Annotated in this window: 16 protein-coding genes; 9 read left to right on the top strand and 7 right to left on the bottom strand. The window is 62.9% G+C overall.

Going from position 1 to position 14,547, the window contains the following annotated elements:
• Positions 1-303 precede the first annotated feature (303 nt).
• Positions 304-882, top strand: coding sequence for a cysteine dioxygenase (locus QZ609_RS07255; protein WP_295492688.1), 579 nt, complete (start codon positions 304-306; stop codon positions 880-882).
• Positions 883-945: 63 nt separating this feature from the next.
• Complete coding sequence (locus tag QZ609_RS07250) at positions 946-2,145, top strand: MFS transporter (protein ID WP_295492686.1); 1,200 nt, start codon at positions 946-948, stop codon at positions 2,143-2,145.
• A 142-nt stretch (positions 2,146-2,287) separates the two neighbouring features.
• Here the strand turns inward: QZ609_RS07250 and QZ609_RS07245 are convergent, their stop codons facing one another.
• Positions 2,288-2,683, bottom strand: coding sequence for a helix-turn-helix domain-containing protein (locus QZ609_RS07245; protein WP_295492684.1), 396 nt, complete (start codon positions 2,681-2,683; stop codon positions 2,288-2,290).
• 93 nt (positions 2,684-2,776) lie between these two features.
• On the opposite strand from QZ609_RS07245, the gene QZ609_RS07240 reads away from it, so the two are divergent.
• The 3 genes from QZ609_RS07240 to QZ609_RS07230 all read left to right on the top strand — a co-directional run bounded on the left by QZ609_RS07240 (position 2,777) and on the right by QZ609_RS07230 (position 4,680).
• Positions 2,777-3,190, top strand: coding sequence for a DoxX family protein (locus QZ609_RS07240; RefSeq protein WP_295492682.1), 414 nt, complete (start codon positions 2,777-2,779; stop codon positions 3,188-3,190).
• A 12-nt stretch (positions 3,191-3,202) separates the two neighbouring features.
• A complete protein-coding gene (locus QZ609_RS07235) occupies positions 3,203-3,946 on the top strand; it encodes an SDR family oxidoreductase (RefSeq protein WP_295492680.1) in 744 nt (247 codons plus the stop codon).
• Positions 3,947-4,041: 95 nt separating this feature from the next.
• Positions 4,042-4,680 carry an NAD(P)H-binding protein gene (locus QZ609_RS07230; RefSeq protein ID WP_295492678.1) on the top strand — a complete coding sequence of 213 codons (639 nt, stop codon included), beginning with the start codon at positions 4,042-4,044 and terminating at the stop codon, positions 4,678-4,680.
• Positions 4,681-4,792: 112 nt separating this feature from the next.
• Here the strand turns inward: QZ609_RS07230 and QZ609_RS26745 are convergent, their stop codons facing one another.
• Positions 4,793-5,224, bottom strand: coding sequence for a MerR family transcriptional regulator (locus QZ609_RS26745; protein ID WP_365901120.1), 432 nt, complete (start codon positions 5,222-5,224; stop codon positions 4,793-4,795).
• Positions 5,225-5,314: 90 nt separating this feature from the next.
• Between QZ609_RS26745 and QZ609_RS07225 the strand changes: the two genes are divergently transcribed.
• The 3 genes from QZ609_RS07225 to QZ609_RS07215 all read left to right on the top strand — a co-directional run bounded on the left by QZ609_RS07225 (position 5,315) and on the right by QZ609_RS07215 (position 7,463).
• Positions 5,315-6,037 carry an alpha/beta hydrolase gene (locus QZ609_RS07225; RefSeq protein WP_365901118.1) on the top strand — a complete coding sequence of 241 codons (723 nt, stop codon included), beginning with the start codon at positions 5,315-5,317 and terminating at the stop codon, positions 6,035-6,037.
• 621 nt (positions 6,038-6,658) lie between these two features.
• Positions 6,659-6,994 carry a metalloregulator ArsR/SmtB family transcription factor gene (locus QZ609_RS07220; RefSeq protein WP_295492694.1) on the top strand — a complete coding sequence of 112 codons (336 nt, stop codon included), beginning with the start codon at positions 6,659-6,661 and terminating at the stop codon, positions 6,992-6,994.
• Positions 6,987-7,463, top strand: coding sequence for an SRPBCC family protein (locus QZ609_RS07215; RefSeq protein WP_295492675.1), 477 nt, complete (start codon positions 6,987-6,989; stop codon positions 7,461-7,463). The genes QZ609_RS07220 and QZ609_RS07215 overlap by 8 nt, the downstream gene beginning before the upstream one ends.
• A gap of 22 nt (positions 7,464-7,485) precedes the next feature.
• Here the strand turns inward: QZ609_RS07215 and QZ609_RS07210 are convergent, their stop codons facing one another.
• Complete coding sequence (locus QZ609_RS07210) at positions 7,486-9,009, bottom strand: GGDEF domain-containing protein (protein WP_295492673.1); 1,524 nt, start codon at positions 9,007-9,009, stop codon at positions 7,486-7,488.
• Between the two features lie 23 nt (positions 9,010-9,032).
• Positions 9,033-11,570, bottom strand: coding sequence for an EAL domain-containing protein (locus QZ609_RS07205; protein WP_295492671.1), 2,538 nt, complete (start codon positions 11,568-11,570; stop codon positions 9,033-9,035).
• 213 nt (positions 11,571-11,783) lie between these two features.
• Here QZ609_RS07205 and QZ609_RS07200 point away from each other — a divergent pair, with 213 nt between their 5' ends.
• Entirely contained in the window at positions 11,784-12,647 is an 864-nt protein-coding gene (locus QZ609_RS07200) for a class I SAM-dependent methyltransferase (RefSeq protein ID WP_295492669.1), read from the top strand.
• 24 nt (positions 12,648-12,671) lie between these two features.
• Here the strand turns inward: QZ609_RS07200 and QZ609_RS07195 are convergent, their stop codons facing one another.
• From QZ609_RS07195 to QZ609_RS07185, 3 genes are read right to left on the bottom strand one after another with little or no spacing between them, the layout of a single operon-like run.
• Positions 12,672-13,151 (bottom strand): hypothetical protein, encoded by a 480-nt coding sequence (locus QZ609_RS07195; protein ID WP_295492667.1) that lies wholly within the window; start codon positions 13,149-13,151, stop codon positions 12,672-12,674.
• Positions 13,148-14,044: an FAD:protein FMN transferase gene (locus QZ609_RS07190; RefSeq protein WP_295492665.1), complete on the bottom strand. Its 897-nt coding sequence runs from the start codon at positions 14,042-14,044 to the stop codon at positions 13,148-13,150. Before QZ609_RS07190 ends, QZ609_RS07195 begins: the two co-directional genes overlap by 4 nt.
• Positions 14,025-14,540, bottom strand: coding sequence for an FMN-binding protein (locus QZ609_RS07185; RefSeq protein WP_295492663.1), 516 nt, complete (start codon positions 14,538-14,540; stop codon positions 14,025-14,027). Before QZ609_RS07185 ends, QZ609_RS07190 begins: the two co-directional genes overlap by 20 nt.
• Positions 14,541-14,547 lie beyond the last annotated feature (7 nt).

Here is a 14,547-nt window from a genome sequence, read left to right as displayed (position 1 = left end):
GTCCGTCCTCTTTCCCCTGGTACATCCAGACGTATTGGATTGGTCTGCCTGAATGAGAATCGCCTTTCCCCGGTGGCTCAAGCATTTTGGCAGGAGGCTCGTCGGTATCGTGCTGAGATCAAGTCCACCGCTCGATAGCATTGGGACCATGCCTGATCAAACTTCCCGAAGTGCATGCAGCACTTGAAAATAATTTCAATTGAGCAAGAAGCGCCCTGAGTCAACAATTGGTGTAGCTCACCTCGGCCGACCGCTCGGCACGAGCTGACGACTAGAACAACACCCAGCTATTGGAGACATCTAATGCGCGTTCCGGCTACGCTTTTCAATGAGTTCGTGCGCGAATTTACGCAACTTGTTGACAACTCTTCAGGGGATGAAGCGCAGATTCTGAGCAAGGGGCGCGCGCTTCTCACGGACCTTGTCCGGCACGATGACTGGCTGCCGCAGGAGTATTCGCAGGCACACCCCCAGTACTACCAGCAGTACCTGCTACATGCCGACCCAGCCGATCGCTTCTCGGTTGCCAGCTTTGTTTGGGGGCCTGGTCAAAAGACTCCCATCCACAACCACACGGTTTGGGCACTGATCGGTATGTTGCGGGGTGGCGAGCGAGCCGAAGTCTTTGAAGTCGGGGAGCCCGACCAGCCGATGCGGTCGCTCGGGATCGACTATCTCACCCCAGGAACTGTCGAATGCATCTCGCCGCGCACCGGCGACATCCACAGGGTATCCAACGCGTACGAAGATCGCGTCTCGATCAGCGTTCACATCTACGGTGGGAACATCGGGCGAATTTCGCGGCACGTGTTCGATCCGCAAACAGGCGCGCGAAAGACTTTCATCTCCGGCTATTCCAACGAGGCCGAGATCTCAACGTAGGCCATCAAAGCTCACCTTGGCTGGTTTTTTCCGAGGCGTTCAGGTTCACGGAGCCCAATTCTGATGTCCACTTCGCGGATCAACAGCGACGTCTTGCGGTTGGCCATGGCGCAAGCGCTGGCCGGAGCAGACTCCACCGTCGTCTACGCTACCGGCGCGATCATCGGCCACATGCTCGCTCCAAGACCTGCGCTGGCCACAGTGCCCGTCTCGATCTTTGTCGTAGGGATGGCAGCCGCGACGCTTCCCGTCGGCGTGATAACCCGGCGCTATGGCCGCAAAGCCTCCGCTTTGTTCGGCAATGCGTGCGGTGTGGTGCTCGGGCTGCTGGCGGCGCTGGCGCTGGTGATCCAGTCGTTCAACCTGTTCTGCGCCGCCATGCTGTTTGGTGGCGCGTATGCGGCGGCAGTGCTGACCTTCCGGTTTGCAGCGGCCGAATGCGTGCCGGCGGAGCAACGTGCGCGGGCCATGTCGACGGTGCTTGCCGGGGGCGTGGCCGCAGGTGTGCTCGGCCCGCAGTTGGTGACGGCCACGATGAATTTGTGGTCACCGCACGCGTACGCGGTGACCTATCTGGCCTCTGCCGGCGCGGCGGTGCTCTCGGCCAACGTACTGCGGGGCGTGCGGTTCGAGCATCAGCCGCCGGTGTCGGCCCAAGCACAGGGGCGACCGAGCATCGCCATCGTGCGGCAGCCGCGCTTTGTGGTGGCGATGCTCTGCGGCGTGGTGAGCTACATGATGATGAACTTCATGATGACCTCCGCGCCGCTGGCCATGGAGTTGTGCGGCATCCCGCGCGTGCATGCCAACTACGGCATCGAGATCCACGTCATTGCCATGTACGCGCCGAGCTTTTTCACGGGGCGGCTGATTGCCCGCCTTGGCGCGCCGGTCGTCAGCCTGGCGGGGCTGGTGCTGATTGCGCTGGCGGCCGTTATTGGCATGAGCGGCGTGTCAGTGAACCACTTCTGGATTGCGCTGATGCTGCTCGGCCTGGGTTGGAATTTCGGCTTCCTTGGCGCGTCGGCCATGGTGCTGGCGTGTCGTACGCCGGCAGAAGGGCCGCGTGTGCAGTCCATCTATGACTTCGTGGTGTTCGGGGCGATGGTCATCGGCTCGTTCGCGTCGGGCGGCCTGCTAGCAACGTACGGATGGGCCTTGGTATGTAGCCTAATTCTTCCTCCGGTGCTGATGGCAGCGGCCAGCCTTCTCTGGTTACGGCGCGAACGGAGGTCAGACGCTCCATTGGCGCAGCGCAATTGATGGCCTAGCATCGTTCACGACGACTTAATGATGGCGTCTCCCTGGGACACCAGCGCAGCGGCTCGGTCAATGTCTTGCTCAATCGAACTCATGTTGCTGACCACTGGACACCGAGTCGACTGGCGAGCTGACTTGCGCCTCATCAACTCGCCTTCGACTTGGTCACGTTGGCTTTGCGCCCGCGCGAAGCCGGCTTTGCAGGGACCGTGCGCCCGTACTCGGTCCACCACGCCGTAAGTGCTTCCATCGTGGGTCCAAGCCCGCGCGCCTTTTTAGTGATCTCGTACTCAACTCGCGGAGGCACTTCCGCAAAGACAGTACGTGACACCAGGCCATCCGCCTCAAGTTCACGAAGTTGCGCGGTCAGCATGTGCTGTGTGATGCCTGGAATTGCCTTTCTCAACTCGCCGAAGCGATAGACCCGCTGGTTGAGCAACCACATGATTTCCAACTTCCACTTGCCCGAGAGCAGCGCAAAGGCGCGCCGCATCTCTTCGTGCATGTTGACCTCTTGCTCGCCATTAGTCTGGTTTTCCATACTAAGCACAGTTTTTTCATCCTACTTGCGATGATTCATCTTAGACGACATCCTCACGCCAAGTCGATTGGATTACTCGCAAAGGAGAACTTCATGGTTGCGAACTATGTGTATTGGAGCAGCACTGTGCTGTTGTCGCTGCTGTACCTAGCCTCGGTGAGTCTGTATGTGACCAAACGGGATTACGTTAGGCAGGCCCAGGCCGCGCTTGGCTACTCTGCCGCGCATCTGGTGCCATTCATGATCATCGTGAAGATTCTGGGGCCCGTCGCAATCCTGTCGCGGTTCAGTGTCCCGCTCAGCGACCTCGCGTATGCCGGGCTCTTCTATCACCTCATCTTGTCCGGCATGGCACACCTAGGTGTTCGCCAGCCGAAAGCTGCCGTCCCGGCGGCAGTGGGCCTCGTGCTCCTCGTTACATCATTTGTCACGCAAAACGCTGCACGCGAGGTTCCGTCGCCCTATGCGCCGAGTCTGGCACAGCCAATCCACCAACCCCTCAACTGAATGGAGATATTCATGGGCCGACTTAACGGAAAGGTAGCCATCGTCACGGGTGCCGGCCGAGGCATCGGTCGAGCCACCGCAAAGCTGTTCGCAGCTGAAGGCGCGAAGGTCGCGGTTCTCTCCCTCACTCCCTCAAATGTGGATGCTGTCGTCGCGAACATCAGAACCGCCGGCGGCACAGCCATCGGCGTGCCATACGACATCAGCGACGCCGCGCAAATCAAAGCCGCGGTTGAAAAGGTGGTCGAAGCCTACGGCGGCATCGACATCCTGGTGAACAACGCCTTCGATCCCGCTGCACCATTCTCATCCATCATCGACCTCTCAGTGGAGCAGTTGCAGCGCAATTTCGAGGTCGGTCCCATTGCCTATCTGCGCACAATGCAGGCTTGCTACCCCCACCTCAAGGCGAGCGGCGCAGGCCGCGTCATCAACTTTGGCTCGATGGCCGGCGTCGTCGGTCTGACAGGCTACGGCCCGTACAACATGGCGAAAGAAGCCGTGCGCGCATTAACACGCACCGCAGCGAAAGAATGGGGCTCCGACAAGATCACCGTGAACAATGTTTTGCCGGTTGCGGAAACGTGGGGCAAGGACGTCAACGTGCCCGCCCCCAGCAATCCGCTCGGTCGCTATGGATCGCCGGAGGATGACGTCGCGCCCGTTGTTCTGTTCCTGGCGAGCAAGGATGCGCAATTCCTCACGGGTTACAGCCTCACTCCTGACGGCGGCTCGATCATCGACAGTGCTCGATGACTGGCAGTCACTACGTGTGGCCCGATCCGTTGCGCAGCGATCAGCACAGAATCGAGCCATCTGTCTGAAGCCGTAAAGCGCAAATCGAGGAAAGTATGAAAGTGACTCTTTTCGGAGCGACCGGAAAAACCGGACCATACCTGATAAGTGAGGGGTTGCGGCGCGGCTTCGAACTCACTGTCTTTGCGCGGCCAAACAGCAGATTTGCAAACGCCGATGTCCGGGTCGTCCGAGGCGAACTCAATGACATCGCCTTGTTGCGAGAGGCCATCCGTGGATCTGATTCGGTAATTTCAGAGCTCGGCCCAGCAAAGCAGCCCCACCCAAAAGGTCTGCCGATCACCGCAGCAACCAAAGCAATCATCTCCGCAATGGAATGGGAGCAGGTGAAACGGCTAATCGCGGTCTCAACAGGTACAGCCGTTGATCCAGGTGACGGCTTTGATCTGAAGATCTGGCTCCCTGCCGCACTGATCAAGCTCGCGATGCCCAACGCCTACCAAGACATGATCGGACTTGCAAACACCATCCGTGCTTCACAACTTGATTGGACAATGGTCCGGGCAGCGGTATTGAAGAATCGCCCCGCCTCAGAACACCTCAACGTAGGCTTGTACGGCCATACCAAGCATTCGTTGACCGTCTCCCGCGAGGATCTGGTCGCATTCATGTTTGATCAAATATCCAACCGCGACTTCATTCACAAGGCCCCTGGAATCAGCAGCCGACGATGACGCAGGGAGGGTTGTCGGCTTCCGATACGCAAATTTATCAATATTAGCGCCGCCAATCTTGAAGTGGCATAGCAACCACCTGCGAGCTGGCTGCGCCTTTCAGTATCGCTCACTAATCCCGGCGTCGACTGCGTGCTTTTGGTATGCAGCTGCCAGAGACCTCGATTGCCGGAGGCTCAGGCGGCGACCCCATGCATCCATGTGTCAGCCAATGGATCTTCAAGTCTAGGAAGCGACTCAGCGCGGCAATCTCGGCGGCCCTCTTGCGAAGCTGGGCGCGCTGCCCAGTCATGGTCTGCAACATCCTGTCTCGCCCGCCCACCCGCCTCTCATCGGCCAGGAGGCGAATCTCCGTCAGTGACAGACCTATGGCCTGCCCCATGCGGATCACAGCCGCACGGCGCAGATCGCGCTCTGAGAATTCGAGATAGGGACGGCTGCCGCCGGCCCGCCCTGTCCTTGGCTGAAGGAGCCCCTCTCGTACATAGAACCGCACGGTCGACGTACTCAGTTTTGCTTCTTCCGCGAACTGGCTTATCCACATTGGTGATCTCCGGGAAGCTTGACTATGAACTGAACTTCATAGTTAGGATAACCACGAAATCGCAGACAACCCCCATCGGACCAATCAAAAATGTCGAGCCAAGTTCCGCTGCTGCTCCTGCCAGGACTCATGAACGATGATCGAATCTGGAAGCCGATCCAGGATGCACTGCCAACCGGACGGACAATAGGCGTAAGCCCGACGCACCAGGTTTCGGAGATATCGGAGCTCGCGGTCAGGGCGATCAAGTCCATGCCTTCCGGCAGCTTTGCCGTGGGAGGCTTTTCTCTGGGTGGTTTCGTGGCGCTGGAGGTGTGTCGCCAGGTCCCTGAGCGGGTCGCCGGACTCGCACTGCTCGACACAAGTGCTCGGGCCGATTCCGATGAAGCAAGAGCGAGTCGTCAGAAAATGGTCGACGCTATCGCCTCGGGCAAGTCGAGCTTCGCACAAGTGGCTGGTGCCTTTGCGCCTAGACTGCTGCACCCGACCCATGCCGAAGATCCTTCTATCCTCCAAGTTCTGACCGACATGGCTCGCCGCATCGGCGCGGCTGGGTTCGCGCGGCAGCAGGCTGCAGCGATGAGTCGTCAAGACAGCCGCGAACTGTTAAAGACGATTCGCTGCCCAGCGTTGGTCATCTGCGGTGAACAGGACCAGATCACTCCGCCATCATTAAGCGCGGAGACAGCACAACTGCTTGCAGGCCACGTGGATCTCGTTCAGATCCCGGAATGCGGCCACATGTCGACCTTGGAGCAACCTGTCGCGGTCACCACCGCCTTCATGAAGTGGCTTCGCCTCGTTGATGCCTAGTCCGGGCCGAGGCTCTCAATGCTGCGTGGCAGGAAGGTTGCGGTCCTAACCAATATCGCCCCATCGATGATCCAGTTCGTAACCAAAATCTGGGAAACAATGAGCCACCAAGCGCTTGTCATTCCCTCCTGACGGCGCAAGACACAGGAAACGACCTCCCCGGCGGGGAGGAAAAACTGGCGGTGCTGAAGTGGCTCGCAACACCGGCCCAGTTTCTGTCGAAGGTCCATGTACGCATCGCCGACAAAGACGATGGCACGTATAAAGGCCATATCCTTACGCTCGAGCCCAGATGGTGATCGCTCGGTGAATCCGCACTGACGAGCCCCCCTTGTCATGCGAGCAGAGCAAATCTTCGAACAGATTCGGTACCCGGCGCGCAGAAAGTTCCAAATTCAACGACCCGGGCCCCAGATAGTTCCAAGTTAAGTGAACCAAGAGTTCCAAGTTCGCTGAACAACTTCGCTGGGAATGGCTATATATCGCGCTCCAGCGGTTCAAAATTCAGTGAATCTCGACACCTGTTCGCTGACCGTCGGCAATGACCGCTGCCTCGTCCTTGACATGCAATAACCTGCTTGCCTATTCTTCATGCAACAGATGACTTGCCTATCGCCGCCCATGGCCGAGCGCCCCAATGACACCGACCTGCTGTTCAAGGCCCTCGCCGATCCCAGCCGGCGCAAGCTGCTGGACTTGCTGCACGCCCACGATGGCCGCACCCTCAACGAGCTGTGCGAGCACCTGGACATGACGCGGCAAGGCGTGACGCAGCACCTGGGCGTGCTGGAGGCGGCCAACCTCGTGGCCACCACATGGCGCGGCCGCGAGAAGCTGCACTTCCTCAATCCGGTGCCGCTGCAGGAGATCTACGAGCGCTGGATCGCCAAGTTCGAAGCACCGCGCCTCAAGGCGCTGGGGGATCTGAAACAACGACTGGAGAAAGACGATGGCTAGATCGACCTTTGTCTACGTGACCTACATCCGCACCACGCCGGAGCAGCTGTGGTCGGCCCTGACCGACGCAGCGTTCATGCGCCAGTACTGGTTCGGCATGCACTGTGAAAGCCAGTGGACGGCGGGATCGTCATGGCAGCTGGTGTCCGGAGACGGCCAGGTTTTCGACGCTGGCGAGATCGTCGAGGCCGAGCCGCCACGACGCCTGGTGATCCGCTGGCACCACCAGAACAAGCCCGAGCTCAAGGCCGAAGGCCCATCGCTGTGCACGATGGAACTGGAACCCGCCGCAGGCGCGGTCAAGCTCTCCATCACCCACAGCATCGAGCGCGAACCGTCGAAGCTGATCGAGGCGGTGTCCGGCGGCTGGCCGAAGATCCTCTCCAACCTCAAGTCGCTGCTGGAGACCGGCGCCATCGCGCTGGAGGAGGCCTACCCCGCTCAGGGCACCCAGGCCGCAAAGGCGTGACCCTGGCAAAGCGGGTTGGGCCTCAGACGCCAACCACCTTGTTCTTGCCGGCACGCTTGGCCTGATACATGCCGCGGTCAGCGCGCTGGATCGCGGCCATCGGGCTCTCGTCCCTGCCAAGCTCGGTCACGCCGGCCGAGAAGGTGATCACCAGCTTGGCGCTGCCGGTCATGAAGAAGCGCCGGGTCAGCGCGCGTTGCAGCCGGGTCATCGCCCGCACCCCATCCTCCAGGGCCGTATCCGGCATCAGGACCACGAACTCCTCGCCGCCAAAACGCGCGAGCGTGTCCTGGGGGCGCATCGATTCGCGCGCGACCTGCGCCAGGTGTGCCAGCGCGTCATCGCCGGCAAGGTGCCCGTGGAGGTCATTGATCGACTTGAAGTTGTCGACGTCCAGGAAAGCGATCGACAGCGGCGAGCCTTTGCGCGCGACGCCAGCGACCTCTCGCTCCAGCGCTTCTTCGAGCCCCTTGCGGTTGAGCGCTCCGGTCTGAAGATCGTGGCGGGCCGACGCCGAGGCCAGGTCAAGCTCCTTGCGCAGCCTTGCGGCCTCGGTCGCGGCCTCTTCCGCCTTCCGTTTCATCGCCGAGAGCTCGTCCCGGTTGCGCGCCGCCTCCAGAGAGATCCAGCGGGTGGCGGAGAGTGCCTCCTGGATGGCCGGGGCGATCTCCGAGATCATGGTGGCCGACTCGATCTTCTTGGCGCAGGCCTCCATGTGGCAGTGGTGCTCGCCAGAGAGCTCCGCCAGCGAGGAGAGTCGCTCCATGAAGGAGGCCAGCAGCCGCTTCATGTCTTCCTGGGCTTCGATCGTCCTGGCCTTCAGCTCGCTTTGCTTGAGGATCACATCCTTGAGCCGGCTACGCACGTCGTCGAGCCGGCGCAGGCTCACCGGCGCTTCGCTGGCCTTCATCAACGCTTCGATCTGGCCGTGCAGCCAGCGGTCGTCCAGCGACAGCTCGCCGATGTTCTCAAAGACGAGCCGGAGCATCCCCAGCAGCGATTGGCGAATTTCGCTTTGGTCCTCCGCCGCGAACGACAGCCGATGGTTGAATGCAGCGAGCTTGGTATTCAGACTCGCGAGACATTCTGATTCTGCGCGGCAGGCCTCGGCCAGGGCCGCGGCGTCGGGCCCGATCCTGGCGTCGTCTTCCCCCAGGGCCGGCAGGCAGAACTCGATCGTGCGTGCGATCTGCTCGCGCAGTTCGTGCACCAACGCCATCTGCCCTGAACGCCCTGCGGAGGCCGCTTCCGGCTGGGCGTGCGTGCCGGCTGGTCTGGCGCGATCCTGGGCCTGGCGCAGGGCGTCGAACAGCCTGTCCCACTTGCCCTCCTGGATCCATTCGACCATCCGGCGCGCCTCGTGCGGGTCGAAGGCATCCGCCCCCGAGAAGCTTGCCTTGAATGCCTCCAGGGCGTCTTCATTGGGCTTGCTGCCGGCGATCTCATGGTAGATCGAGGCGAAGTTGGCGGGCGTGGGCGCGAGCTTGCGCGAGGCCAGGAGCTTGAGGGTGTCGCGCGCGGCTTCGGAGGGATGCTTTGCTGCCATCGATGCGGATCGCCAACTTGCCATCACAACGTCAGCAGCACGTCTTGCGACGCACCGGCTCCGGAACCCAGCAGCGACTCGAAGTCGGCCTGCGTCATGGGCTTGCCAAAGAAATACCCCTGCGCCAACTTGCAGCCATGCTCGGCCAGGTACGCGGCCTGCGCCGAGGTCTCGACGCCTTCCGCCACGGTCTCCAACTCCAGGGCCGCACCGATGGAAAGCATCGCCTTGACGAGTTCGCGCTTGTCGCGCTGCTCCAGCATGTCGCTGATGAATGAGCGATCGATCTTGATCTGGCGGACCGGGAATCGGTGCAGATAGCTCAACGCCGAGTAACCCGTCCCGAAGTCGTCGATCGAGATCGATAGGCCAAGGTCGCGCAGCGCGCTGAGCATGGACCCGACCAGGCTGTTGTCTTCGAGGAGCAGGCTCTCGGTAATCTCAAGCTCGAGCCACTCGGCCCGGCACCCCGTTTCCTGCAGAATCGCTTGAACGGTGTCGACGAGCCCGGCCGAGGCGAATTGCCGGGTGGACAGATTGACGGCGATCCGGATGTTGTGGGGCCACGCGCGATTCCAGCCCGCAACGGTCTGGCATGCCGTCCTCAGCACCCACTCGCCGATTTCCGTGATCAGCCCCGCAGCCTCGGCAACGGGGATGAACTCGCCGGGCGGTACTACGTCATGACCTGGCCGGTACCAGCGCAACAGCGCCTCCGCACCGGTCAGCCGTCGCGTCGCCAAGTCGATCTGCGGCTGGTAGTGGAGGGTCAACTCGCCGCTGCGCAGTGCCTTGCGCAAGGCGACTTCCAGCTCCATCCGACTGACCGACCGCGTGGTGAGCTCCCGCACGTAGAACTGCGCGTTGTTGCGTCCCATCCGCTTGGCGAGATACATGGCCGAATCGGCAAACTTGTACAGCGCTTCAATGTCGGCGGTGTCTCGCGGGTAGCGGGCAATCCCAATGCTTCCCGACACGAAGAGTTCATGCCCCTCAACCATGAGAGGTGCCGCCAGCGCCTTCAGGATGTCGCCCGCAGTGGTGGCCAGCATCGCGTCGTCGCCGGCGTCCGGCAGCAACACGGAGAACTCGTCCCCGCCCAGGCGCGCCACCGTCACCGCCTGCGGCACGCAGGACAGCATCCGCCGGCCGGTCTCCTGCAGCACGTGATCGCCGGCGCCATGCCCGAGCGCGTCGTTGATTTCCTTGAAGTTGTCGATGTCCAACAACATCAGGGCGAAGCCAGGATGGCCGCGATCGGCATGCTCGCGGCTCAGGCGCGAGATGGACTCGAACAGCAGCGCCCGGTTCGGCAAACCGGTCAGGCTGTCGTAAAAGGCCTGATGGTGAATGTCGCGACGGTACCGGTCGATTTCCGTAATGTCGCGGCCGACGGCCAGCACATGGACCACCTCCCCTACCGGGGAGAATTCCGGCGCCATGCGGATGTGGGAGCAGAACTCGGTGCTCTCCCGTTTCCAGCGCAGCTCGAAATTGCGCGGCTGCCCGGTGGCCATGACTTCGCGCAGCGTGCTCTCGTATAGGAGGGCGGAGGCGCCACCCGGAAACTGGGACGGCGTGCTGCCCAGGATGCGCGAGACATCGCCGCCCATGTCGTGCAGGAGCTTCGGGTTGGCGTAGGTGCGCCGGCAATCGCGGTCGTAGCGGGCAATCGTGTCGGGTGAGTTCTCCACCAGTGTGCGGAACTCCTGCTCGCGCCGATACAGCGCCTCCTGCGCCAGCTTCAGCGCGGTGATGTCCCGACTGATCGACAGGACGCTGGTCACCCCCTCCTCGGCGTCGTGTTCGGGTACCGCCGTGAGCGCGAAGCAGACGCGCTCGCCGTCTGGGCGGGTCCAGTCCAGCTCGATGTTGGCCGCGTCACCAGAATCCAGAACTTGCCGCAGCAGGCGCTCGAAAGCATGCGCCGGCATGGTCGGGATCAGCCACTGCTCGGCAGGCGTTTTGCCGAGAATGGCTTCAGCGGCCACGCCAGTGACTGCGGCGTACTTGGGATTGACGTACAGGCGACGGAAGTCGCGGTCATAGCGGACGATCGCGTCGGGACTGTTCTCCGAGAGCTTGCGAAACTGTGCCTCGCGTTCGCGCAGCCGCTGTTCGATGCGCCGGCGTTCGCTCACATCGCGGACGATGCAAACCCCAAGCCTCGCGCCGGCGTGCTCCACCGTCGAGGCGCTGATTTCCACCGGGAACCGGCGGCCGCTGCTGTGTCGTTGCCATGACGTGATGAAGCCCGCGAATCCTTCCTGCAGCTTGCGCTTCCAGTCTGCAAAGGCGTCCGGCGTGCAATCCGCGCCCGTGTCCAGCAGCGTCATCCGCAGCAGCGCTTCGCGCGGATGACCCAGCAGACGGCAAGCCGCATCGTTCACGTAGTGCATGCGCAACTGCGCATCGACCAGGAAGACGGCGTCAGCGGACAGATTGATCGCGTGGTCGAGCAGCCCCGGAGGCGCCGGCGTGCATGACGCGGCCTTTCCGGCGTGTTCGCAGGCATTCGCCGCAGCAAGCTGCGAGTCTGTGGTTCCGTTGCGCTCGTCCATTGTTCTCATCTTCGTGCCGCCCCGTCCCCGCGCGCATCCTTCAGCGCCGAGCCCTGCTGCAACAGCACCTCAGGACCACACTGTCGAAAAACTCCCCCGTTGGACTACTACGGCGGTTTGCCTGCTTTCTGAAGAGGTGGCCCGGTCGTACCCCCGATCGGCATCTCTGGTAGGCTCAGATTCCAGCCAAGGCAAACAAGTGAGTTCACGACCATGCGAGACGAGCAACTGGATGCAGCACCCGACAGCACCGCGGCACGGGTCGCCTTGTGGCGCGCGCTGCATGTTCGGATCGATCCGCCTCCGCACGTGCTGGAAGACGAGATCGGCATCAAGCTGCTGGCCCCGCAGGAAGACTGGCACCTGCGCGGCGACATGGACCCGCAGTTCACGCGCCCGTTTCGCGCCTCCATCGTGGGCCGCGCCCGCTTCATCGAGGACCTCGTCATCGACCAGGCCGGCCGCGGGCTGAGTCAATACGTCATCCTCGGTGCGGGGCTCGACAGCTTCGCGCAGCGGCGGCCGGAGATCGCGTCCCGGCTCAGGGTGTTCGAGGTCGACCAGCCAGGTCCGCAGGCATGGAAACGCCAGCGCCTGATCGAACTCGGCTTCGGGGTTCCGGACTGGCTGCGCTTCGTGCCGGTCGATTTCGAGGCGGGCGGGTCGTGGCGGGACGGGCTCGTGGCAGCGGGCTTCGATGAAAGCAAGCCGGCCATCGTGGTCTCAACGGGCGTCAGCATGTATCTCACCAAGGAGGCGAACGCAGCCACCCTGCGCCAGGTCGCGGGGCTTGCCCGCGGCTCGACGCTCGCCATGACATTCCTGCTCCCGCTGGAGCTGTCCGACCCGGAGGTGCGTCCCGGCCTCGAGATGGCGGAGAAAGGGGCGCGCGCGAGCGGCACACCGTTTCTCAGCTTCTTCACGCCGAAAGAGATCCTGGCCCTGGCCCACGAGACCGGCTTTGGAGAAGCGCGGCACGTATCGGCGGCCGATCTGACCCAGCGCTATTTCGCGGGCAGGACCGATGGCTTTCGCCCACCGAGCAACGCGGAAGAGCTGCTGGTCGCGACGACCTAGGTCTGAAGGAAGGGTGCCCCGGGCTCAGGCACGCCCGGTGGCCAGATTGCCCGCCGTCCTGCGCCGGCCTAGAACCACATGCAGTGGCGCCATGCCGGCGGCGGCCAGGCCGATCAGCCAGTGGACGCAGCTGATCCACGGGCGGGCCTGCTCGTCGCCGACGTAGTACAGGCCATAGCCGGTCGCGATCAGCAGCGCCACCATTCCCAGAATCGACAGGCCTGAGCGATGGTTCCTGCGCATCTGCCATGCACGGCTGATATGGCCGGGCAGCAGGGACCCCAGGCCGATCAGGAAACCCATCGCCGCCGCGCCGTGGATGCGCAGCCACCATGGCTCGGATGGATGCGGCGCATCGCCGAATTCGCCTCGCCCGCCCAGTAGATCGTGAGCGACCAGCCAGCCGAGGCCGGAAGCCAGCAGCACCACCGCCGTCACATACAGCCAGCGCTTGTGCCGCAGGCTCAGCCGTACCGGCAGCCGAACAACCTGGGGCGAGGTCATCGCGTGTCCGTCCGTTGCAGCAGCGTGGGGCCGCACGTGCCGACGGCCTGCGCATCCACCACCACCGCTTGCGCGTGAAGGCAATCGAGTATCCCCGGCGCGCGTGCGCGGGCAAGGCGCACGATCTTGGTCAACGCATCCGCCGTCATGCAGTCCGATGCCACCACACTGATGCTCTCGTGCCACGCCGTGCACGCATGGCTGCCCGGGTCGACCAGCGGATCGACCTGCCGGCCATCGCGTTCGACGCCGGCGAAATAGCCGCCGGAGGTCGCGATCGCCAGGTTGTTGAGCCACCCGAGCGGCACCAGCACAGCCGGCGCATCGGGGCGACGCACGTGGATCGGCTCGGCCCTGCCGTAGCAGCGCAGATCGCCACCGGCATTGACGACGGCGGCATCGACGCCGTGCGAGTGCAGTGTCGCGATGGCGCAGTCGACCGCGTACCCCTTGGCGATACCACCGAGGTCGATCCATCCCTTGCGGTGCCATTGCACGCGATGGCCGTCCATCAGCACCAGATCGCGAAAGCTTGCCTGTGGTTCCGGGCGCTGCGCCCCGGCGGGCGCGGGCAGGAAGCCCTGCTCCACCAGCGCGCCGGCCGTCGCAATGTCAAAGACGCCGCCGGACAGCTCCCCCAGCTCGAGCGCCCGCGTCAGTACACGAAAGGTGTCCGCTTCCACGCTGACCACGCTGCCGGTCTCCGCGGCGTTGATGCGGGAGACGTCGCTGTCGCTCGCATGGAAGCTCATCAGCCGGTGCACGCGCTCGATGGACGCGAACGCCGCATCGAGTGCAGGCTGCAGGGCGGCCTCGGGCCCGCTGGCCGTGATCTCGACCAGCGTGCCAAGCAACGGCTTGGCGCGGCGCAACTTAACGGAGGGCGACCGCATACGTGGCCAGCACCCGCTTCACACCGTCGGTGACATGCCGGGACGACAGCGTCGCACCGCTGATGTTGCGGATGTCCGCATTGAGGCGCAGCGGGTCCGCCGCCGTTTTGCCGACGAACTGCTTGCGCCATTCCGGGTTGCGCACCTCGTAGCCGTACGATTCGCGGTAGTCCATGATCTCGATCTGGCGCACGCTGCCGTTGGCATGCAAGGCCACGGCGTAGGTGATGAACTCATGCTTGCCCACCACCTCGTCGAGGATGAACCAGCCGCCGTGCTCGGCCTTCCACGCGTGGATCTCCTTGTGGCGGACGTTGACGTCGGTGGCCTTCTCGATCTGCCTGGCCTGCTCGTCGGTGAGCGTGACGAAGGCCGCAGTCAACTTCTCGCCGGGGAACAGCGCCTGCTGCGCCTGCTCCGTGGTGAAGTACGTCGTCGCGTACACCGAGGTCGAGATCGCTGCGAGCGGGACCCACAGCCATTGAGCCTTGTTCATTGGACGT

It is taken from the genome of uncultured Ralstonia sp., assembly GCA_913056305.1.
Classification (GTDB): domain Bacteria; phylum Pseudomonadota; class Gammaproteobacteria; order Burkholderiales; family Burkholderiaceae; genus Ralstonia.
Note: the sequence above shows the minus strand (reverse complement) of the source record. Positions and strands in the feature narration are given on the sequence as shown.

What these genes read in the sequence shown, in the direction of transcription:
- QZ609_RS07255 (WP_295492688.1), top strand. Translation starts at nt 304, where the DNA reads ATGCGCGTTCCGGCTACGCTTTTCAATGAGTTCGTGCGCGAATTTACG.
- QZ609_RS07250 (WP_295492686.1), top strand. Translation starts at nt 946, where the DNA reads ATGTCCACTTCGCGGATCAACAGCGACGTCTTGCGGTTGGCCATGGCG.
- QZ609_RS07245 (WP_295492684.1), bottom strand. Translation starts at nt 2,683, where the DNA reads ATGGAAAACCAGACTAATGGCGAGCAAGAGGTCAACATGCACGAAGAG.
- QZ609_RS07240 (WP_295492682.1), top strand. Translation starts at nt 2,777, where the DNA reads ATGGTTGCGAACTATGTGTATTGGAGCAGCACTGTGCTGTTGTCGCTG.
- QZ609_RS07235 (WP_295492680.1), top strand. Translation starts at nt 3,203, where the DNA reads ATGGGCCGACTTAACGGAAAGGTAGCCATCGTCACGGGTGCCGGCCGA.
- QZ609_RS07230 (WP_295492678.1), top strand. Translation starts at nt 4,042, where the DNA reads ATGAAAGTGACTCTTTTCGGAGCGACCGGAAAAACCGGACCATACCTG.
- QZ609_RS26745 (WP_365901120.1), bottom strand. Translation starts at nt 5,224, where the DNA reads ATGTGGATAAGCCAGTTCGCGGAAGAAGCAAAACTGAGTACGTCGACC.
- QZ609_RS07225 (WP_365901118.1), top strand. Translation starts at nt 5,315, where the DNA reads ATGTCGAGCCAAGTTCCGCTGCTGCTCCTGCCAGGACTCATGAACGAT.
- QZ609_RS07220 (WP_295492694.1), top strand. Translation starts at nt 6,659, where the DNA reads ATGGCCGAGCGCCCCAATGACACCGACCTGCTGTTCAAGGCCCTCGCC.
- QZ609_RS07215 (WP_295492675.1), top strand. Translation starts at nt 6,987, where the DNA reads ATGGCTAGATCGACCTTTGTCTACGTGACCTACATCCGCACCACGCCG.
- QZ609_RS07210 (WP_295492673.1), bottom strand. Translation starts at nt 9,009, where the DNA reads ATGGCAGCAAAGCATCCCTCCGAAGCCGCGCGCGACACCCTCAAGCTC.
- QZ609_RS07205 (WP_295492671.1), bottom strand. Translation starts at nt 11,570, where the DNA reads ATGGACGAGCGCAACGGAACCACAGACTCGCAGCTTGCTGCGGCGAAT.
- QZ609_RS07200 (WP_295492669.1), top strand. Translation starts at nt 11,784, where the DNA reads ATGCGAGACGAGCAACTGGATGCAGCACCCGACAGCACCGCGGCACGG.
- QZ609_RS07195 (WP_295492667.1), bottom strand. Translation starts at nt 13,151, where the DNA reads ATGACCTCGCCCCAGGTTGTTCGGCTGCCGGTACGGCTGAGCCTGCGG.
- QZ609_RS07190 (WP_295492665.1), bottom strand. Translation starts at nt 14,044, where the DNA reads ATGCGGTCGCCCTCCGTTAAGTTGCGCCGCGCCAAGCCGTTGCTTGGC.
- QZ609_RS07185 (WP_295492663.1), bottom strand. Translation starts at nt 14,540, where the DNA reads ATGAACAAGGCTCAATGGCTGTGGGTCCCGCTCGCAGCGATCTCGACC.